The 19,493-nt window shown below is 68.9% G+C and carries 15 protein-coding genes and 1 riboswitch; of the genes, 5 read left to right on the top strand and 10 right to left on the bottom strand.

The window, feature by feature from the left end; genetic code table 11:
* Window positions 1-112: 112 nt before the first annotated feature.
* The gene (gene pepN, locus BME24068_RS24365; RefSeq protein WP_174927659.1) at window positions 113-2,806 is read right to left on the bottom strand and encodes an aminopeptidase N; all 2,694 of its coding nucleotides are present in this window, start codon (window positions 2,804-2,806) and stop codon (window positions 113-115) included.
* A gap of 186 nt (window positions 2,807-2,992) precedes the next feature.
* Here pepN and BME24068_RS24370 point away from each other — a divergent pair, with 186 nt between their 5' ends.
* On the top strand, window positions 2,993-3,697 hold the full coding sequence (locus BME24068_RS24370; protein WP_096503690.1) for a DUF4136 domain-containing protein: 705 nt from the start codon (window positions 2,993-2,995) through the stop codon (window positions 3,695-3,697).
* Between the two features lie 52 nt (window positions 3,698-3,749).
* Here the strand turns inward: BME24068_RS24370 and BME24068_RS24375 are convergent, their stop codons facing one another.
* From BME24068_RS24375 to BME24068_RS24410, 8 genes are all read right to left on the bottom strand, one after another.
* Window positions 3,750-4,322, bottom strand: coding sequence for a TMEM165/GDT1 family protein (locus tag BME24068_RS24375; protein WP_096503692.1), 573 nt, complete (start codon window positions 4,320-4,322; stop codon window positions 3,750-3,752).
* A 78-nt stretch (window positions 4,323-4,400) separates the two neighbouring features.
* Window positions 4,401-4,538: riboswitch (yybP-ykoY riboswitch) on the bottom strand.
* 99 nt (window positions 4,539-4,637) lie between these two features.
* Window positions 4,638-5,954 carry a guanine deaminase gene (gene guaD, locus BME24068_RS24380; RefSeq protein ID WP_096503694.1) on the bottom strand — a complete coding sequence of 439 codons (1,317 nt, stop codon included), beginning with the start codon at window positions 5,952-5,954 and terminating at the stop codon, window positions 4,638-4,640.
* Window positions 5,951-6,361, bottom strand: a complete 411-nt coding sequence (locus BME24068_RS24385) for a hypothetical protein (RefSeq protein ID WP_174927660.1) — start codon at window positions 6,359-6,361, stop codon at window positions 5,951-5,953. Before BME24068_RS24385 ends, guaD begins: the two co-directional genes overlap by 4 nt.
* 28 nt (window positions 6,362-6,389) lie before the next feature.
* Window positions 6,390-7,415 carry an adenosine deaminase gene (locus BME24068_RS24390; protein ID WP_174927661.1) on the bottom strand — a complete coding sequence of 342 codons (1,026 nt, stop codon included), beginning with the start codon at window positions 7,413-7,415 and terminating at the stop codon, window positions 6,390-6,392.
* A gap of 18 nt (window positions 7,416-7,433) precedes the next feature.
* Complete coding sequence (gene xdhC, locus BME24068_RS24395) at window positions 7,434-8,438, bottom strand: xanthine dehydrogenase accessory protein XdhC (RefSeq protein WP_174927662.1); 1,005 nt, start codon at window positions 8,436-8,438, stop codon at window positions 7,434-7,436.
* Between the two features lie 611 nt (window positions 8,439-9,049).
* On the bottom strand, window positions 9,050-9,562 hold the full coding sequence (locus tag BME24068_RS24400; RefSeq protein WP_096503700.1) for a disulfide bond formation protein B: 513 nt from the start codon (window positions 9,560-9,562) through the stop codon (window positions 9,050-9,052).
* A gap of 149 nt (window positions 9,563-9,711) precedes the next feature.
* On the bottom strand, window positions 9,712-11,088 hold the full coding sequence (locus BME24068_RS24405) for an amidase (RefSeq protein WP_174927663.1): 1,377 nt from the start codon (window positions 11,086-11,088) through the stop codon (window positions 9,712-9,714).
* Between the two features lie 7 nt (window positions 11,089-11,095).
* Window positions 11,096-11,776, bottom strand: a complete 681-nt coding sequence (locus BME24068_RS24410; RefSeq protein WP_174927664.1) for a GntR family transcriptional regulator — start codon at window positions 11,774-11,776, stop codon at window positions 11,096-11,098.
* Between the two features lie 279 nt (window positions 11,777-12,055).
* Here BME24068_RS24410 and BME24068_RS24415 point away from each other — a divergent pair, with 279 nt between their 5' ends.
* From BME24068_RS24415 to tcuC, 3 genes are all read left to right on the top strand, one after another.
* Window positions 12,056-13,243: a gamma-glutamyl-gamma-aminobutyrate hydrolase family protein gene (locus BME24068_RS24415; protein WP_174927665.1), complete on the top strand. Its 1,188-nt coding sequence runs from the start codon at window positions 12,056-12,058 to the stop codon at window positions 13,241-13,243.
* Between the two features lie 114 nt (window positions 13,244-13,357).
* The gene (locus tag BME24068_RS24420) at window positions 13,358-14,053 is read left to right on the top strand and encodes a DUF2968 domain-containing protein (RefSeq protein ID WP_174927666.1); all 696 of its coding nucleotides are present in this window, start codon (window positions 13,358-13,360) and stop codon (window positions 14,051-14,053) included.
* A 426-nt stretch (window positions 14,054-14,479) separates the two neighbouring features.
* Window positions 14,480-15,775: an MFS transporter gene (gene tcuC / locus BME24068_RS24425; protein ID WP_096503708.1), complete on the top strand. Its 1,296-nt coding sequence runs from the start codon at window positions 14,480-14,482 to the stop codon at window positions 15,773-15,775.
* Between the two features lie 89 nt (window positions 15,776-15,864).
* On the opposite strand, the gene BME24068_RS24430 is transcribed toward tcuC, so the two are convergent.
* Window positions 15,865-17,703 carry a tetratricopeptide repeat protein gene (locus BME24068_RS24430; protein ID WP_420887563.1) on the bottom strand — a complete coding sequence of 613 codons (1,839 nt, stop codon included), beginning with the start codon at window positions 17,701-17,703 and terminating at the stop codon, window positions 15,865-15,867.
* Between the two features lie 130 nt (window positions 17,704-17,833).
* On the opposite strand from BME24068_RS24430, the gene BME24068_RS24435 reads away from it, so the two are divergent.
* Window positions 17,834-19,489: an FAD-dependent monooxygenase gene (locus tag BME24068_RS24435; protein WP_174927668.1), complete on the top strand. Its 1,656-nt coding sequence runs from the start codon at window positions 17,834-17,836 to the stop codon at window positions 19,487-19,489.
* Window positions 19,490-19,493: the final 4 nt, after the last annotated feature.

Consider the following 19,493-nt stretch of genomic DNA (forward strand, 5'->3'; position numbering starts at 1 on the left):
CCGGCTCCGACCCCGCCCGCGCTCATGCAATCACGCAAGCAACAAAAAAAGCCGGCGCCGCAACGGGGCGGCGCCGGCTTCGTCACGCACCAACGCGACGCGGGAGTGCGGGTTACGCGAGCGCTTTCTCGACGATCTCGCGCACGTCGCGCGATTTCGCCCCGGCGGCGACCTGCTCGAGCGCTTCGCGCATCCGGTCGCGCAGCGCCGGCGTGAAGCGGCGCCACAGTTCGAGCGAGCGTGCGAGGCGCGCGGCGACCTGCGGGTTGATCGCGTCGAGCGCGAGCACCTGTTCGGCCCAGAACGCGTAACCGGAGCCGTCTGCCGCGTGGAATTGCGCGGGGTTCGCCGCGCAGAAGCTGAAGATCAGCGAGCGTGCGCGGTTCGGGTTCTTCAGGTTGAACGCGGGATGCGCCATCAGCTTGCGGACCTTCGCGAGCGTCGGCTGGGCGGGTGTGCCGCGCTGGGCGGCCTGCATCGCGAACCACTTGTCGATCACGAGCGCTTCCTTCTCGAAGCGGCAGTAGAAGTCGTCCAGCGCACGTTCGGCCGCATCGTTCGCGCCCGAGGCCGCGGCCGACAACAGCGCGCCGAGCGCGGCCGCGCGATCGGTCATGTTGTTCGCGTCGTCATACTGCGCGGCCGCGATGCGCACGGCGTCGGCCGGATCCTCGAGTTCGGCGAGATACGCCAGCGCAAGGTTCTTCAGCCCGCGGCGGCCGGACGCTTCGGGCGTCGGCTCGTAAGCGCCCGGCGTCTGGTGCTGCTCGTACGCGGCGAGCCACTCGGCGCGCAGCGCAGTCGCGAGCTGACGGCGCACGAACTGGCGTGCGCGGTGCACGGCAGCCGGATCGGCTTCGGCCATCTGGTCGGCCAGATAGGTTTCCGACGGCAGCGTCAGCGCGAGTTCGCGGAACGCGGGCGACAGGCTCGCGTCGGTCAGCACGCGGCGGAACGCGGCGACGAAGTTCTCGCCGAGCGCGAGCGGCTCGTTCGCGGCGGCGCGCGCGGCGAGCGTCAGCAGCGCGCGCGTCGCGAGCCGCTGGCCGGCTTCCCAGCGGTTGAACGGGTCGCTGTCGTGCGCGAGCAGGAACGCGAGGTCGTCGTCGCTGTAGTCGTACTCGACGATCACCGGCGCCGAGAAATTGCGCAGCAGCGACGGCAGCGGCTGTTCCGGCACGTCGACGAATGTGAAGGTCTGCTCGGCGCCGGTGAAGTCGAGCACGCGCGTCGTGCCCGCCGCGGCCGCTTCACCGTCGAGCTGCAACGGCAGGTCGCGCCCGTCGCGACCGATCAGGCCGATCGCGAACGGAATCAGCAGTGGCCCTTGCTGCGTCTCGCGCGCGGCCGCCGCCGCATCGCCGTAGCCTTGCGCGAGCGTGACTGTGTAGCGGCGCGCGGCTGCGTCGTACGCGGTGCGCACCGACACGCGCGGCGTGCCGGCCTGGCTGTACCAGCGCTCGAACTGCGCGAGGTCGCGCCCGTTCGCGTCGGCCATCGCGTGGCGGAAGTCGTCGCAGGTCACCGCATGGCCGTCGTGACGCTTGAAGTACAGGTCCATCCCCTTGCGGAACCCGTCGCGGCCGAACAGCGTCTGGTACATCCGCACGACTTCCGAGCCTTTCTCGTAGACGGTCATCGTGTAGAAGTTGTTGATCTCGACGTAGCTTTCCGGGCGCACCGGGTGCGCCATCGGGCCCGCGTCCTCGGCGAACTGCAACTGGCGCAGCACGCGCACGTCCTCGATGCGCTTGACCGCGCGGGCCGCCGATTCGACGGCGTCGCCCGCGGCCATGTCGGCCGAGAATTCCTGGTCGCGGAATACCGTCAGGCCTTCCTTCAGGCTCAGCTGGAACCAGTCGCGGCAGGTCACGCGATTTCCGGTCCAGTTGTGGAAGTACTCGTGGCCGACCACCGATTCGATGTTCGCGAAGTCGGTGTCGGTCGCGGTCTCGGGGTTCGCCAGCACGTACTTCGTGTTGAAGATGTTGAGCCCCTTGTTCTCCATCGCGCCCATGTTGAAGTCGCCGACCGCGACGATCATGAAGCGGTCGAGATCGAGCTCGAGGCCGAAGCGTTTTTCGTCCCAGCGGATCGAGTGGATCAGCGAATCCATCGCGTGACGGGTCTTGTCGAGATCGGCCGGTTCGACCCAGACTTGCAGCAGCTTTTCCTTGCCGGAGCCGGTCGTGATCTTCTCCTCGATCGCGACGAGCTTGCCCGCGACGAGTGCGAACAGGTAGCTCGGCTTCCGGAACGGGTCTTCCCACTTTGCGAAGTGGCGGCCGTCGGGCAGCTCGCCCGAATCGACGAGGTTGCCGTTCGACAGCAGCACCGGATACGCTGTCTTGTCGGCGCGCAGCGTGACGGTGTACGACACCATCACGTCGGGGCGATCGAGGAAATAGGTGATGCGGCGAAAGCCCTCGGCCTCGCACTGCGTGAAGAAGTTGCCGCTCGACACGTAGAGCCCGGACAGCGTCGTGTTCTGGTCCGGCGCGCAGGCGCTGTCGAGCGTCAGTTCGAACGCGTCGGGCACGTTTTCGACCGTCAGCCCGTGTTCGTGCGCACGCACCGCGCCGTACGGCGCGCCGTCGAGATGCGCGCCGACGAATTCGAGCGCTTCGCCCATCAGTTCCAGATGCGGGGCGGGCGCCGCGTCCGGATTGCGGCGCACGCGCATCGTATTCCTGACGATCGTACGGGCCGGTGCGAGATCGAATTCGAGTGCGACGGAATCGATGAGGAACGCCGGCGGCGTGTAATCGGCGCGGCGGATCACGGTGGAGGAGGCGTTGTCGGACATGGTCGTCGAGATCGGTGGAGTGGGGATCGGGCCCGCCACGCGGGCCGGGCGAATCGACCCATTGTACAAAGGCTTGCGGCCGCGTGCCGGGCGAACTTTTTACCGGTTCCGGCTGTCCGCGTATTATCGGCATCCCGTGCGCTTCGCGCGGTGCGACGAACGGGTGACGGATCGACGAGGATCGACATGAAACGCGAATGGATTCAACGCGGTGCGGGCTGGGCGGCGGTGCTGTGCGTGGCGCTGCTGACGGGCTGCACGAGCTACGTGACAACGCAGGTCACGGCCTTCTCCGACTGGAGCGGCAGCGACGCGACACGCACTTATGCCTTCACGCGCACCGATGCGCAGAAGCACAGCATCGAGCAGTCGACCTACGAGCCGATCGTCGCGAACGAGTTGTCCGCGTATGCGTTCCGGCAGGTGCCGACGGCGCAGGCGCGCTATCTGGTCGGGCTCGCGTATGGGGTCGGCAGCGATCTCGTGACGGTGCCGCAGCCGGTTTACTACGATCCGTGGTTCATGGGGCCGGGGCCGTACTGGCGAGGCGGGCCGTGGGGCCCGTGGGGGCCCTGGGGGCCGATGCCGGCCGGTTACGTCGCGCAGACGTACCAGGTCTTCGACTACACGCTCGGCATCCGGATCACCGAGCGCGCGACCGGCAAGGAGGTCTATAACGTGACTGCGCGCACCACCGGCGACAACGGCGCGCTGATGTATGCGATGCCGTTCCTCGTGCGCAGTGCGCTTGCCGATTTCCCGCTGGCGAATGGCGCGATCCGCACGGTGCGGCTGCCGGTCGACAAGCACGGCGGGCCGGCGGCGCCGCCGGCCGCGAACGAGCGTGCGGTGCCGGCCGTGCCGGCATCGGGCGCGGCGGTCGCGAAGTAACGCGCGACATCGATATCGGCGCGGCCGCCCGGCCGCGCCGCGCCCGCGTGCGTCAGATCCCGACGCCGAACAACGCCAGTGCGCCGAGCACGACGAACAGCACGGCCGCGATGCCGTGCACGAGCTTCGTCGGCAGACGGTGCGCGAAACGGTCGCCCAGCAGGATCGCGGGCACGTTCGCGAGCATCATCCCGAAAGTCGTGCCGGCCACGACGCCGATGTAATCCTGGAAGCGCGCGGCCAGCGCGACGGTCGCGATCTGCGTCTTGTCGCCCATTTCCGCGAGGAAGAACGCCACGAGCGTCGCGCCGAACACGCCGAGCCGCGAGCGCGTCGCATTGGCTTCGTCGGCATCGAGCTTGTCGGGCACGAGGATCCACAACCCCATCGCGATGAACGAGAACGCGAGCGCCCAGCGCATGATCGACGGCGTGACGAGCACGCCGAGCCATTCGCCGAGCGCACCGGCGAAACCGTGGTTGACGAGCGTCGCGACGAGCACGCCGAGAATGATCGGCATGGGCTTGCGATAGCGCGCGGCCAGCACGAGGGACAGCAGTTGGGTCTTGTCGCCGATTTCAGCGAGGGCGACGGCGCCGGTGGAGATCAGGAAGGCTTGGGACACGTATGGGGTTCCGCGGGCCGGTGTTGTGCGTGCGAGCGACGATCCGCCGCGCGCCGGGCCCTGAAGCGGCGCGCAGTGAACCATCGGTCTCGCCAGGCCTCGGTGGCTGCGTCCGCCATGGCCGAACGGCCAAGTCTGTTGACGGACGCCTCCGTCACGATGCGCGCCGGGGGCGCGGGACATCGAGCGGAGCGGCTACTCCCCAATGAGCGGCGAATTCTAGCACGGCGCGCGCCGTGTGCGGCGCATCGTGCGAATCCGGCGGCTCCGGCATGCGCGACAGCGTACGCCGGAGCCGGGCGGGGCAAACGGACGTTACGCGGAGGCGCCGCGTGCCGCGCCGCGCTCGTGCACGAGCCGGCCGGCCGCGTACGTGCGGTACACGGCGCGGTCGTCGCCCAGCAGTGCGAACGCGAACAGCAGTTCCTCGAGCGAATCCGCGCGCTTGGTGCGGCGCGCGAGCAGCGGCGTCGCCTGCGGGTCGAGCACGACGAAGTCGGCTTCCGTGCGCGGCGCGAGCGTGCCGACGGTATCGGCGAGGTCGAGCGCCTGCGCGGCGCCGGCCGTCGCGAGCCAGAACATGCGCGTCGCGCTCAGGTGGTGGCCCGACAGCCGCGCGACCTTGTGCGCCTCGTTCATCGTCTGCAGCATCGAGAACGACGTGCCGCCGCCGACGTCGGTCGCGAGCGTGACCGGCACGTCGTATTCGCCGGCCTTGTCGAAGTCGAACAGGCCGCTGCCGAGGAAGAAGTTCGACGTCGGGCAGTGTGCGACGACGGTACGCGTTTCGGCCATCCGGCGGCGGTCTTCGTCGTCGAGGTGAATGCAGTGGCCGTACACCGCGCGCGGACGCAGCAGCCCGTAGCGATCGTAGATGTCGAGATAGCTGCGGTGGCCGGGGAACAGCTCGGCGACCCATTTCACTTCATCGACGTTTTCCGCGACGTGACTCTGCACGAACACGTCCGGGTGGCGGCGCGCGAGTTCGCTGCATGCCTCGAGCTGCGCTTCGGTGGAAGTCGGCGCGAAGCGCGGCGTGAGCGCGTACATCTGGCGGCCGTGGCCGTGCCAGCGGTCGATCAGCTCGGCGCTGTCGTCATAGCCCGACTGCGCGGTGTCGCGCAGGAATTCGGGGCAGTTGCGGTCCATCAGCACCTTGCCCGCGATCATCCGCAGGTCGCGCGCGTCGCTCGCCGCGAACAGCGCGTCGGCCGACTGCTTGTGCACGGTGCAGTAGACGAGCGCGCTCGTCGTGCCGCACGCGAGCAGTTCGTCGACGAAGAAATCGGCGACTTCGCGTGCATGCTCGGGATCGCCGAACTGGCGCTCGGTCGGGAACGTGTACTTGTCGAGCCACGGCAGCAGGCCGGGTGCCGGCGACGCGATCATGTCCGTCTGCGGATAGTGGATGTGCGTGTCGATGAAGCCGGGCACGATCAGCTTGTCGCGCAGGTCGTGGACGACCGCGTCGCGCGCGAGCGTCGCGGCGAGCTTCGCATAGGGGCCGGCCGCGACGACCTTGCCGTCGTCGACGATCAGGAGGCCGTCGGTCTCGTAGTTCGCGGCCTGGCTCGACTGCGCCGGGTCGCCGTTGAAGGTCAGCAGCTGGGAACGGAAAGCGGTTTGCGTCATGACGAATGGTCCTGCATCAAGGTAAGGCGAACAGAAGAAAACGGTCGGCGCCGGGCGCGCGACAGGGGGGACGGCGCGCCCGGCGCCTGCACTCGGCGGCGATGCGCGGGCGGCACGGGTGCGAAGCCTGGCGCGCTGCGGGCTGCGATGGCACACACGAGCGCCGCGGCCAGGGCAGCCGGCACATGATTGCCGGCCGGCAGCGCCGCGATTGCAGTGGCCATCGCGACCGGCACGGCGACGAACGGCACGACGAGCCGCAACGACAGGCGTCCGCGAGCGACGGCGGACAGCCTCGTCGTCATGCTTGCGACGGATGCCATGCCCGCATGCACGCACGGTGCACGGGGGGCGCGGCGCAGTGCCGGGCCGGTCGTCGCGAAGCGGATGTCGTTGCGGTGTTTCATCTGTCTGGTGAACCTCGATGCCGGCGCGTTATGCGGCCTGCCAGTACGTATCGAGACGCGCGATCAGCGCATCGCGCTGCGCGGCGTCGACGAACGACGCCTCGAAACCGTTGCGGATCACCGCGTGCACTTCGGCGTCCGTCAGTTGCAGCCCGTCGACGGTGGCGAAGTAGTTGTCGTTGACGTAGCCGCCGAAATAGGCCGGATCGTCGGAGTTGATCGTCACCGCGACGCCGCGATCGAGCAGCGCCTTCAGCGTGTGCTTCGCCATGTCGTCGAACACGCACAGCTTCAGGTTCGACAGCGGACACACGGTGAGCGCCGTGCGGGTGCGCGCGAGGCGTTCGACGAGTGCCGCGTCCTCGATGCTGCGCACGCCGTGGTCGATCCGGTCGACCTTCAGCACGTCGAGCGCTTCGTAGATGTAGGCGGGAGGGCCTTCCTCGCCCGCGTGCGCGACGAGCTTCAATCCGAGCGTGCGCGCCTTCTCGAACACGCGCGCGAACTTCGTCGGCGGATGGCCGAGTTCGGACGAGTCGAGGCCGACGCCGATCAGGCGATGGCGATAGCGCTCGAACAGCGGCAACGCGGATTCGAACGTCGCGAGCGCGTCGTCTTCGGACAGGTGGCGCAGGAAACACAGGATCAGCTTGCTCGACAGCCCGCGCTGCTCGGCATCGGCAAGCGCGCGGTCGATGCCCGCGACGACCGTGTCGATCGGCACGCCGCGTTCGGTGTGCGTCTGCGGATCGAAGAACAATTCGGTGTGGACGACGTTGTCGGCGAGCGCGCGCTCGCAGTACGCGGCCGTCATGTCGTAGAAATCCTGCTCGGTCAGCAGCACGCTCGCGCCGGCGTAGTAGATGTCGAGGAACGACTGCAGGTCGGTGAACGCGTACGCGGCGCGCAGCGCGTCGATCGAGTCGTATGCGAGCTTCACGCCGTTGCGCTGCGCGAGCGCGAAAATCAGTTCGGGCTCGAGCGAGCCTTCGATATGGATGTGCAGCTCCGCCTTCGGTGCGCGGGCAATCTTGTCCTGGAATGTCGGGGTCATGGCGTGGTTCTTGGTCGGTCAGAATGTAGGGGAAGCCTGCGCGGGCGCATTCGCCTCGACGGCCTGCAGCAATTGCGCGGCCACCGAGATCGCGATCACTTCGGGCGCCTTGTCGATGATGCCTTCGACGCCGATCGGGCAGCGCATCCGCGCGACCTGGGCGGGATCGATGCCGATCGCGGCGAGACGGTGATCGAACTGCACGCGCTTGGTGTGCGAGCCGGTCATCCCGAAGTACGCATAGTCGCCGCGTCGCAGGATGCGCTCGGCCAGCACGAAATCGAGTGCGTGGTCGTGCGTCATCACGACGAAGTACGCGTGCGGCGGCGCCGCGTCGACGGCATCGGCCGGGGCGGCGAGCGCGTCGATCGCGAGATTGCCGATGCCGGCGAGTGCGTCGGCCGGCGGGAACACCGCATCGGGCCCGTCGATCCAGCGCACGTGGCACGGCAGCGTCGCCAGCACCTTCACGAGCGCGGTGCCGATGTGCCCGGCGCCGAACAGCACGACGGGGAATGCATACGGCGCGATCGTTTCGGTCATCAGCGACACACCGCCGGTTTCCCACAGCAGGCAGTCGGCACGCGCCGCCTGCGATTCGGGTTCGCTCAGCAGCGGCGCGCCCGGCGAGGGGCCGAATGATACGCTACGCACGGTCGCGGCGCCCGCCGCGACACGCTTCGCGAGCGACATGATCCAGCCGAGATCGCCGACGTCGAGCCGCTCGAACGCGAGCACGACCGCGCCGCCGCAGCACTGGCCGAGGCTCGGGCCGAGCGCGAGCCGTTCGAGCCGGCGTGCGTGGGGGACGTGTGCGCCGTCCTTCAGCAGATGCCGCGCGATCTCGATCGCTTTCCATTCCAGATGACCGCCGCCGATCGTATGGCGGGCCGTGTCGCGCGTGACGAGCATCTTGGTGCCGGCCTCGCGCGGCGCGGAGCCGTCGGTGTGCGCGACCGTCACGAGCACGGCCGCTTCCCCGTGCGCGAGCAGTTGCTGCAGATCGCCGAGCCACGCTTCCATCAGCACGCTCCGTTCGGGACGACGCGGCACGACACGCGGCGCGGGCTGGCGGACGTGGCGGCAACGAGGACGGACGGGAGCGGGGCGGGCCGGCCGCACGGCTGATGCGGGGCGGCGGCAATGCGCCGAGGGCGCGCGCGAACGACGCCGCGGGACGTGCGGACGCCATGAGGGTGACGGATGCGGATGGTTTGCGTTGTCATGATGAATCCAGTCGACATTGCGGATCGGGCGCGCGTTACGCAGGTGGTGAGACCGCCTGGCCTCGCGCACGTAGATCGCCATCCAGCCACGAAGATAGCACCGCAAAGTGACGGGAACATCGCCGGACGGTGATCCGGGCTATCAGACGGCGATCATGTCGATCATAGGCCCGCCGCGCGGGATCGGGGCGCCGATGCGCGTGCATCGGGCGCAAACGTACGTGTGGCGGGGCGCGAGCGCGATGTCGTTCGATGCGCGTTCGCCCGGACATCCGGGCGGCGGCGAGGGTAGGTGTTTACGCGCGGCGCGCGGAATGCGCACCGCTCGGGAGGCTGCCGGCACGGCCGGGCGAGCGGAAGCCGGCTGCGCGGCGCCGACCGGCAGGACGGGCCGCGCGTTGCGGGCGCTTAGCCTGCGAGCTTGCGGCGATGGCGCCAGAGGCTCGACACGACGGCGATCAGGATCACCGCGAAGCCGATCAGCGCCCAGCCGGGCAGCAGGATGCCGAAAATCGGCGGGTAGACCGTCTCGCACAGGCCGGCGACCTTGAACATGCCGGGGAACCAATGTGCGGGCGGCAGGCTGTCGACGATCGGCTGCAGCGTGTCGAAGCCGCAGCTGAAGCCGGGATTCATCTGGATCGACAGATGCCGTGCGGCCGTGCCGACGCCGGCGGCCGCGGCGATCGCGATCAGCAGCTCGAGCACCCAGATGCCGCGCCAGTTGCGCATCCCGGCGGCGAGGAACGCGAAGATCCCGATCGCCGCGAAGAAGTAGCGCTGGATGATGCACAGCGGGCACGGGTCTTCGTTCTTCACGTATTGCAGGTACAGCGCACCGGCCAGCAGGGCGATGCACACCCATCCGAGCAGCATTAGCAAGCGGCGTTCACGGCGGAGGGCGAGCGTGTAGTCGTTCATGTCGGCGGGATTCCTGTCGTTGGTCGGTCCGATGATCAATCGCGCGATTTTAGCGCGAACGATCCGGCACGAAACCGACGGCGTACATGCGGCAACCCGCCGCACGTGTTGCATGCGCCGCCCGGGCCGCCGTCATTTCGCTTGCGAGGTTACCGGATCGTGTTCAGCACGGCTTCGACCGACTGGCCGATCGCGAGCAGCGCGTCGTCGCGATGCGGCGCGGCGGCGAGCATCAGGCCGACCGGCGCCGTATCGCGCGGATGGCACGGCAGCGACAGCGCGCACGCGTCGAGGAAGTTGAATGCGCTCGGGTTGCGCAGGATCAGCGCGTTGGTGCGCGTGAATTCGGCGTCGTCGGCTTCGAGTTCGGCGATGCGCGGCGGCACGACCGGCACCGTCGGCGCGACGAGCGCGTCGAAACGCGCCCAGACCGTGTGCGCCGCTTCGTCGAGCATGGCCGCGCGCGCGGCGAGCAGGTCGAGATAGTCGGCCGCGCTCGCGGGTTCGCCCTTCAGGATGCGCGACAGCACGCGCGGGTCGTATTGGTCGCGATGCTGCGCGAGCAGCGGGCGATGCCACGCGTATGCCTCGATCGGCGAGAAGCCGAAGCGGTTGATTTCCGGCAAGCGGTCGAGCGCCGAAAAACGGACTTCCGTGACGATCGCGCCGGCGGCTTCGAGGTGCTTGAGCGACGCGTCGAGCGCGGCGGCGACGTCGGCATCGACGCCGTCCGTCACATAGTTCGTCAGCACGCCGAGGCGGACGCCTTCCAGCGGCCGCGCGGCCGGCACGTGCGGTTCGAGGCCGGCGAGCATCCGGTCGACGAGCGCGCAGCATGCAACGGTCAGGCCGATCGGGCCGAACGAGTCGAGCGTGGTCGACAGCGGCACGCCGCCTTGCGTCGGAATCCGGCTCGCGGTCGGCTTGAAGCCGGTGAGCCCGCACAGCGCGGCCGGAATGCGGATCGAGCCGCCCGTGTCGGTGCCGAGCGCGACGGCGGCCATCCCGTCCGCGACGGACGCGGCCGCGCCGGACGACGAGCCGCCCGAAATGCGCGCATCGCCCGGCACGTCGCGATGGTACGGCGAGCGCGGGGTGCCGAAGTGCGGATTCAGCCCGAGCCCCGAGAACGCGAATTCGCTCATGTTGGTGCGGCCGACCAGCACCGCGCCCGCGCGCTTGAGCCGCGCGACGGCGACCGCATCGGCCTTCGCGGGCGGCGCACCGTCGAGCACGCGCGAACCGGCCCGGGTCACCTGGCCCGCGACGTCGAACAGGTCCTTGACCGACACGGGGATGCCCGCGAGCGGCGACAGCACGGTGCCGGCGGCGCGCAGGCGATCGTGCGCATCGGCGGCCGCGCGTGCGTTGTCGGCGTCGACTTCGGTGAAGACGGCGGCGCCCTGGCCGGACGGGTCGGCGATCCGGTCGAGGGCAACGTCGACGAGCGCGCGGCTCGTGGTCCGGCCGGCGGCGAGGTCGGCGGCGAGCTGGGCGAGCGGGGGGAAGGGCGTGAAAGTGGTCATGAGCGGCTCAGGGGCGAAGATGTTGGACAAGGGCGGCGCGAAAGGAATCGATATGGCGTTCGACGGCCGCGCGCGCGCCGGCGGCGTCGCGCGCGGACAGCCGCTCGAACAGTTCCCGGTGTTCGCGCTGGACATCGGATAAATGGTGCGGCTCGGACAGCGTGACGAACCAGAAGCGCAGCGAGCGTTCGTGCAGCGCGCGCAGGACTTCCGCGAGGACCGTGTTGCGGGCCGCCGTGGCGATCGCCTGATGAAACGCGCGGTCGAGCTCCATCATGCCTTCGACGTCGTGCGTGTCGACGCATGCCTGCCCGTCGTCGAGCAGCGCGGCCATGCGGGCGAGATCGTCGGGCGTCGCGTGGCGCGCCGCGAGTTCGACGCAGTGCGCTTCGTTGATGCGCCGCACGTCGATCACCGACACGATGTCGTCGAGCGACAGCGGCTGGACCATCAGTCCCTTGCGCGGCATCACGGACAGCAGCCCTTCGAGCACCAGCCGGTGGACGGCCTGGTGCACGGGCGTGCGTCCGATGCCGGTGCGCGCGACGAGGTCGGCTTCGTTGAGCGCGGCGCCCGGCTTCAGCCGCATCGTGATGATGTCGCGCTGAATCAGCGCGTAGGCGCGATCGGCGAGGCTGACCGCCGAGGCGGCAGGGCGGTCGCGGAGCGCGTCGGTCAGGGCGTTCATGCGGACGGCGGCGCGGCGGCCGGGCGGGGCGCGATCATGGCGCGGGAATCGGGAGCGTGGACGATTCATGAATATTATTGTGATATATCACTGGTGTCCAGTGCGTGCCCGGGAAGGATCAGGCCGCCGCCCAATAAGGGCCGGGACGGTTGTGCCGCCGCATGCGACGACTTGCAACAATATCGACAGGATGTTGCAGGTTTGCCGCGCGATCGTGCACTGAAGCATAATGAATCCTCGTCAATCCAATACGCGCGAGCGACGTACCAGACCATCGTCATGAGCGAAAACACGCCTCCCCCGGCCGGTCTGCCCGGCACCTCTTCCGCTTCTTCCGATTCCCCACGTTCCGATCCGGCGAAAACGCCCGACGTGCCCGCCGCGCAGGTTGCTGCCGCGCAGAACGTCGCCGAGGACGGCGCATCGCCGGTCACGGCGGCGTCGGAGCCGGGCGCGCCCGGTGCGACGGGCGCCGCCGCTGAAGGCAATGCGGCGCCGCCGAAACCCGGCGCGCCGCCGCCCGGCTTCGGCGCGCCGCCCGATTTCGACACGCCGCGGCCGCCGCCTGCGAGTGCGCAGAATGCACCGCCGGCCTACCTGAAGCACAGCGATACGCCGTGGTCGGTATTCGGCCGGATCGTCGCGGCGCGTGCGCGCCGGCTGTTCGACCGTGCCGGGCAGCGCATCACGCAGCGTACGCTGCGCATCGGCGTGTCGGCGCGGATCTTCCATCCGGAGCCGGGCGCGAAGGGGCTGCGCGGCAAGACGCTGCAATATCTCGAGGAATCGATCGCGCACTGGGTGATGTCGCGCGACGTGCTCGTGTTCATGATTCCGACGGTCGGGCATCAGGGCATGCTGCATCCGAGCAACATCCGCCTGCGCGACTACGCGAAACATCTCGACGGCCTGCTGCTGCAAGGCGGCGCCGACGTGTCGCCGCAAACCTACGCGGCGTCGGATGCGCACCCCGAATGGCCGGGCGACCGTGTACGCGACATGTACGAGCTGGAGCTGTTTCACGAATTCGTCGAGTCCGGCAAGCCGGTGCTCGGCGTGTGCCGCGGCTGCCAGCTGATCAACGTCGCGTTCGGCGGCTCGCTGTACCAGGACATCGCGACCGACGTGCCGACCGCGAATCCGCACGTGAGCGAGCATTACGACCAGCATCGCCACGCGATCCGCTTTCCCGACACGTCGACGCTCGCGAGCATGTTCCCCGGGCGCAGCGAAGCGATCGTCAACTCGATCCACCATCAGGCGATTCGCGATCTCGGCCGCGATCTGAACATCGAGGCCGTGTCGGCCGGCGACGGGATCATCGAGGGCATTCGCTACCGGCGCGCGCCGTTCGTGGTCGGCGTGCAATGGCACCCGGAGTTCCATCGCGCGGGCGGCGCCGAACTGCTCGACTGCACGCCGCTGCTCGATGCATTCCTGCGCGCGGCGCGCGAAACCCGTCTGTAGCAAGCGCGGGCGCAATATTGCTGGAAGGCCGGCCGCATCCCGCCATGTTCGGGATGCGACCGTCCGGTTTTGAACGATAATCGCGAGTTCCGATTCGTTCGCCGGAGTCTGGCGTTGGCCTTCCGAAATTTCCCTTCCTCACGATGCGCAACCTGGATCGTTGCGATGGCTGCCTGCGCGTACGCGAGCGCCGCGTGGTCCGCCGACGCGACCGCGCCCGCAGCGGGCACGCGCCCCGCGGTCACGAGCCTGAGCGGCGATGCGGCACCGGCTTCGGCGTCGTCCGCGGCCGACGCCGGTACGCAAGGCAACGTCGCCGAACTCGCGCAGATGCTGCACGGCGGGCGCCTCGTCGAGATGCGCACCACGTACAACGGCAGCTATGGCGCGAGCCTGATGTTCGATCCGGACGAGATGACGTATTACGTCGCGCTGTTCCAGGACAAGCATCTGTGGCGCGTGATCAAGTCGCAGGAAAAGAATCGCGCGGAGATGGTGTATGCGAACTTCGTCCAGCAGACGGTCCAGCTCGCGGAGGTCGAGATCCGGCGCACCGAATTGCAGGCGCAGAAAGCGTTTCTCGAACGCGTGATTGCGCTGCAGGCGACCCGCGCGCAGCAACTGCAGGCCGATCTGAGCGTCGCGCGCAGCCAGCAGGCCCAGGTCGCGCAGCGGCAGAAGTCGGCGCAGGAACAGACCCAGGCGCTGCAGGTCGAGAAGCGGGCGGCGCAGATCCAGTTGCGCGATCTGCAGGAGCAGGTGCGGCAACTCGAGCGGCAGGCCGAAACGGGATTGCCTGCGCGCAAGTGACGAAGTGACGATACGCCGGTCCGATGGATCGGCGGATGGACGAAACCCGGTGATGCGTGCTTCGCCGGGTTTTTTATTGGGCGGTCGTCAGCGCTCGGGCAGCGGCAGGAGCGCCGCGATGTCCGGCCGAAACCGGCGGCGGGCGTGCCGGTTGTCGATACGGAAGATCCGGCGCCCGCGATCGACCGATCCGATTCGGCGTACTTGTCGGGGCGACGCGTACGAGCCGCGGGAAACCACGGTAACTGCAGGCCGGGTACAAGGCAATTGTCGGCTTCGCGTGGCATCATTTGCGGACGATGCCGGCACGCATCGATACGCGACGTGCTGCCGGCTGACAGCGATGTCCGTGCCCCCGATCGGCGTGACACGCATCGTCGGATCCACACGGCGCAAAGCTTGCGCCAGCCGAGCTGAGAGAAAAACATGTCCACTGCCTCACACGCCGTCGAGCAGGAATCGAAAGTCCGTACCGTTTTCCGGGTCGTCAGCGGCAATTTCCTGGAAATGTACGACTTCATGGTCTACGGGTATTACGCGTCGGCCATCGCGAAAACGTACTTTCCGAGCGGCAATGCGTTCGCGTCGCTGATGCTGTCGCTGTCGGTGTTCGGCGCGGGCTTCCTGATGCGGCCGGTCGGCGCGATCGTGCTCGGTGCGTACATCGATCATCACGGCCGCCGCAAGGGGCTGATCCTGACGCTCGGGCTGATGGCGCTCGGCACGCTCACGGTCGCCGCGGTGCCCGGCTATGCGACGATCGGCGTGCTCGCGCCGGCGCTCGTGCTGCTCGGCCGGCTGTTGCAGGGCTTTTCGGCGGGTGTCGAGCTCGGCGGCGTGTCGGTCTACCTGTCCGAGATCGCGACGAAGGGCCACAAGGGGTTCTATACGTCGTGGCAATCGGGCAGCCAGCAGGTCGCCGTCGTATTCGCCGCGTTCGTCGGCGTGCTGCTGAACCGCGCATTGCCGGCCGAGGACATGAGCGCGTGGGGCTGGCGCATTCCGTTCCTGATCGGCTGCCTGATCGTGCCGTTCCTGTTCCTGATCCGGCGTTCGCTGAAAGAGACCGACGAGTTCCTCGCGAAGCGCCATCGTCCGACGATGGGCGAGATCATGCGCTCGATGCTGGAGAACTGGGGCGTCGTGATCGCCGGCATGGGGATGGTCATCATGACGACGGTGTCGTTCTACATGATCACCGCGTACACGCCGACGTTCGGCAAGGAAGTGCTGCACCTGTCGTCGCTCGACGCGCTCGTCGTGACCGTCTGCGTCGGCCTGTCCAATCTCGTCTGGCTGCCGCTGTCCGGCGGGCTGTCGGACCGTATCGGCCGCCGCCCGGTGCTGATCACGTTCACGGTGCTCACGCTGCTGTCGGCTTATCCGGCGGTGCAGTGGCTCGTCGCGGATCCGTCGTTCCTGCGGCTGCTCGCGGTCGAGCTGTGGCTGTCGTTCCTGTACGGCTCGTACAACGGCGCGATGGTCGTCGCGCTGACCGAAGTGATGCCGGCCGACGTGCGTACCGCCGGCTTCTCGCTCGCATACAGCCTTGCGACGACGATCGGCGGTTTCACGCCGGCGATCTCGACGCTGCTGATTCACCAGACCGGCAACAAGGCCGCGCCGGGGCTGTGGCTGAGCGTCGCCGCGATTTGCGGGCTGATCGCGACGCTCGTGCTGTATCGCACGCCCGAGTCGCGCAACCAGTACAAGGCGGCCTGACACCGCAGGCGACGCCTCGGAATCGTGTTGAATGAAAAAGGGAGCGCAGCGCGCTCCCTTTTTTCGTATGCGATCGGGCGTTCAGGTATTCAGCCGTCGCGTAGCGCGTCGGCAACAGCCGTCGCCACGTCGAACCATTGCCCCGGTGCTGGCTGACGAGCGAGCGTGGCTTGCGGATACCACGGGCAGTCGCGGCGGGTGAACCACCGCCAGTCGGCAGCGAACGGCAGCATGATCCACAGCGGCTTGCCGAGCGCGCCGGCGAGGTGCGCGACGGCCGTATCGATCGTGACGACGCCGTCGAGCCGTTCGATCAACGCGGCCGTGTCGGCGAAATCGTTCAGGCGGCCGTCGAGACGATGCACGCGCGGGTGCGCATCGACGCGTGCCCGTTCGTCGTCGTCGAGCGCCGGCTGCAGCACGACCCAGTCGATGTCGGGCAGCGCGAGCAGCGGCGCGAGTGCGTCGAACGGCATCGAGCGGTTTTCCTGCGCCTGCCGGCGCCCCGACCACGCGAGGCCGAACTTGCGCTTCGACTGCCCGCCGAGCGAGCCGCGAAAGCGCCGGCGCGCGCTGTCCGGCGCGCCGAGGTAGCGCGTGTCCGCGACGATCTCGGCCGGCTGCAGCCCGAGCAGGAACGGCAGGCTCATCAGTGTGCATGCGACGTCTGCGGCCGGCAGCTTCGCGGCGCCCTGTGCAACGAGCGTCACGCGCCAGTGCGCGGCGGCCGGTGCGAGCAGCGCGACGAGTTCCGGCTGCACCTCGAGCACCACGCGGGCGCAGCGCGCGCGCGCCAGCGGCACGAAGCGGACGAACTGCAGCGTGTCGCCGAACCCCTGTTCCGCGCGGATCAGCAGCGTGTGCGACGCGATCGGCTCGCCTTGCCAGCGCGGCAGCGCGCCGAGCGTCGGTGCGCCCGGCGTGTCGTGACGTGTTTCGTAAGCGGGCAGGCCGCGGGTGAAGTCGCCCAGCGTCAGCAGCGTGACGGCGCGGTGCAGTTGCGCGAGCTTCAGGTCGGGCGCGACGCGCAGCGCCTGGTCGAATGCGCGCAGCGCCATTTCGTGCGCACCGAGCGCGTGATGCGCGTTGCCGAGGTTCAGCCACGCGAGACCGAACGACGGATCGAGCCCGACCGCGCGTTCGTAGTAGGGCAGCGCATCGCGCTGGCGCGCCTGCGCGCTCAGCGCGTTCGCGAGCCCGAAGAGTGCGAGTGAAAACGGCGGGTGCAGGGCAAGCGCGGCTTCGAACGCGGCGGCGGCTTCGACGTGACGGCCGATCGCCTCGAACGTGTTGCCGAGATTGAAATGCGCGGCGACGAAACGCGGTTGCGCGGCGATCGCGGCCTGGAAGTGCGCGATCGCGTCGTCGGCCCGGCCCATCGCGTTCAGCGCCATCGCGAGATTGTTGTGCGCGCCGGCGTGTCCCGGCCGCAGCGCGAGTGCGCGATGGAATGCGGCGAGCGCGTCGTCGTGACGGCCGAGCGCGTTCAGCGCGTTGCCGAGGTTGTTGTGGATCGACGCATCGTCGGGCGTGAGCCGAAGCGCGCGGCTGAATGCATCGACGGCATCCTCGTGGCGTTGCAGCGCCGCATACGCGTTGCCGAGGTTGTAGTGCGCGAGCGGAAATTCGGGCGCGAGCGTCAGCGCGTTGCGAAAGCGGTCGATCGCTTCGTCGAGCCGGCCGAGTGCCTTCAGCGCGTTGCCGAGGTTGAGCTGCAGCGCGGCGTCGCCCGGGCGCAGCGCGACCGCGCGCCCGACGAGATCGGCCGCCTCGGCATGTTGCCCCTGCTGATGCCGCAGCACGCCGAACAGATGGAGTGCGTCGGCGTCGGCGGGGTTGGTGGCGAGCGCGGCACGGTAGCCGTGCTCGGCCTCGGCGAGGTGGCCCGCGCGGTGCGCGGCGTACGCTCGGTCGAATGCGGAATCCATGACGCGAAAACTGACGGAAAGCGCGTATTTTCCCACACTGCGTGGGGGCACCCCAGATCGGCCGGTCGGCATATGGCCCCGTCACGCGGAGCGGCGTAGACTTGCAGGATCGCGTGTCATCGAGGTTCTCATGGCTGACACACTGCTCGACATTCCGCCCGTGCTGATCGTCGGCGCCGGGCCGACCGGCCTTGCCGCCGCAATGAGTCTCGCTCGGGCTCGCGTGCCGGTGCGCATCATCGACCGGCTCGTCACGCCCGCGCCGTATTCACGAGCGATCGGCATCCAGGCGCGCACGCTCGAATTGCTGGAGCAGCATCGCGCGGTCGAACCGTTCCTCGCGCTGGGCCATCGCGCGCATGCGGCCGCGCTGCATGCGGACGGCCGCGTGATCGCGCGGCTCGATTTCGACCCGCTGCAAACGCGCTATCCGTATCTGCTGTTTCTCGACCAGAGCATCACCGAGCGGCTGCTCGCCGAGCACCTCGCAGGGCTCGGCGTGACGGTCGAGCGTGGCGTCACGCTCACCGCGTGCGAGGCAGGCGGCACGTCGCTCGACGTGAAGATTCGCGGCGCCGACGGTCTCGAACAAGCGTTCGCGCCGTCATACCTGATCGCCGCCGACGGCGCGCACAGCACGGTCCGCCATCTGCTCGGCGTCGGCTTTGCCGGGCATGCGTTCGAACAGACTTTCCTGCTCGCCGATTTCGCGGCGATACCCGACTGGCCGGAAGAGGAGATTCACCTGTTCACGACGTCCAACGGCATCGCGGGGCTGTTCCCGATGGGCGGTGGCCGCTTCCGGCTTGTCGCCGACCGGCCGCCCGGCAGCGATGCATCGCCCGAGACGTCGACGCCGTCGCTTGCGGAATGCGAGGCGATCGTGCGTGCGCGCGTGGGCGCGTCGATCTCGCCGAGCGATCTCGCGTGGTCGTCGTATTTCCACCTGCACAGCCGGATGGTCGATCGGCTGCGTCACGGGCGCGTGTTTTTCGCGGGCGACGCCGCGCACGTCCACAGCCCGGCGGGCGCGCAGGGCATGAACACGGGCATTCAGGAAGCGTTCAATCTGGGCTGGAAGCTCGCGAGCGTGCTCGGCGCGGGCTCGCCGGAACGGCTGCTCGACACGTATCACGCGGAGCGTCATCCGATCGAGCGCGACGTGTTGCGGCAGACCGGCCTCGTCACGCAGATCGTCGAAGCCGACCACGGCGCGATGAAGCTGCTGCGCGATCATGTCGTGCCGCTGCTGGCGTCGTTCGGGCCGCTGCGCGATGCGGTGCGGCGCACCGTCAGCGAGCTCGGCGTGCAATACCGGAAGAGCGCGCTCACGCTCGAACGCGTGCTCGATGGCGGGCCGCGGGCCGGCGAGCGCGCGCCCGATGCGCTCGTGCACGTCGTCGACGGGCCGCTCGGTCAGGCGCCCGGAACCGCGCGGCTATACGACCTGCACGATCCGGCGAGCTTCACGCTGCTGCTGCTCGAGGAACCGGTCAACGGCGAAGCGGGCGAGACGGCCGATGTGCCGCCGATGCCCGCGGATGCGCAGGCGCTCGTGCAGGGGCTGGAGCGGATCATGCCGGGCGCCGTGCGTGCGTGGCGCGTCGCTGATGCCGCAAGCGACGGAGCGGACGGGCTCGCGCAGGCGTACGGTCGCTCGAGGCCATCGTTCTATCTGCTGCGGCCCGACGGTTACATCGCGGCGCGCGGCCGCACCGCAACCGATGCGAACGCGCTGCTGCGCCATTGCGAAAGCTGGTTCGCGGGCATGTCGCTGCCCGCGTAGCGGG

The organism is Burkholderia anthina (genome assembly GCF_902498995.1).
In the GTDB taxonomy this organism is placed as follows: domain Bacteria; phylum Pseudomonadota; class Gammaproteobacteria; order Burkholderiales; family Burkholderiaceae; genus Burkholderia; species Burkholderia anthina.

Excerpts from the sequence above, each read along its gene's own strand:
- BME24068_RS24430 (WP_420887563.1), bottom strand. The coding sequence starts at position 17,703 with ATGGATTCCGCATTCGACCGAGCGTACGCCGCGCACCGCGCGGGCCAC.
- BME24068_RS24415 (WP_174927665.1), top strand. The coding sequence starts at position 12,056 with ATGAGCGAAAACACGCCTCCCCCGGCCGGTCTGCCCGGCACCTCTTCC.
- BME24068_RS24410 (WP_174927664.1), bottom strand. The coding sequence starts at position 11,776 with ATGAACGCCCTGACCGACGCGCTCCGCGACCGCCCTGCCGCCTCGGCG.
- BME24068_RS24370 (WP_096503690.1), top strand. The coding sequence starts at position 2,993 with ATGAAACGCGAATGGATTCAACGCGGTGCGGGCTGGGCGGCGGTGCTG.
- BME24068_RS24390 (WP_174927661.1), bottom strand. The coding sequence starts at position 7,415 with ATGACCCCGACATTCCAGGACAAGATTGCCCGCGCACCGAAGGCGGAG.
- BME24068_RS24385 (WP_174927660.1), bottom strand. The coding sequence starts at position 6,361 with ATGAAACACCGCAACGACATCCGCTTCGCGACGACCGGCCCGGCACTG.
- xdhC (WP_174927662.1), bottom strand. The coding sequence starts at position 8,438 with ATGGAAGCGTGGCTCGGCGATCTGCAGCAACTGCTCGCGCACGGGGAA.
- guaD (WP_096503694.1), bottom strand. The coding sequence starts at position 5,954 with ATGACGCAAACCGCTTTCCGTTCCCAGCTGCTGACCTTCAACGGCGAC.
- pepN (WP_174927659.1), bottom strand. The coding sequence starts at position 2,806 with ATGTCCGACAACGCCTCCTCCACCGTGATCCGCCGCGCCGATTACACG.
- BME24068_RS24405 (WP_174927663.1), bottom strand. The coding sequence starts at position 11,088 with ATGACCACTTTCACGCCCTTCCCCCCGCTCGCCCAGCTCGCCGCCGAC.
- tcuC (WP_096503708.1), top strand. The coding sequence starts at position 14,480 with ATGTCCACTGCCTCACACGCCGTCGAGCAGGAATCGAAAGTCCGTACC.
- BME24068_RS24400 (WP_096503700.1), bottom strand. The coding sequence starts at position 9,562 with ATGAACGACTACACGCTCGCCCTCCGCCGTGAACGCCGCTTGCTAATG.
- BME24068_RS24435 (WP_174927668.1), top strand. The coding sequence starts at position 17,834 with ATGGCTGACACACTGCTCGACATTCCGCCCGTGCTGATCGTCGGCGCC.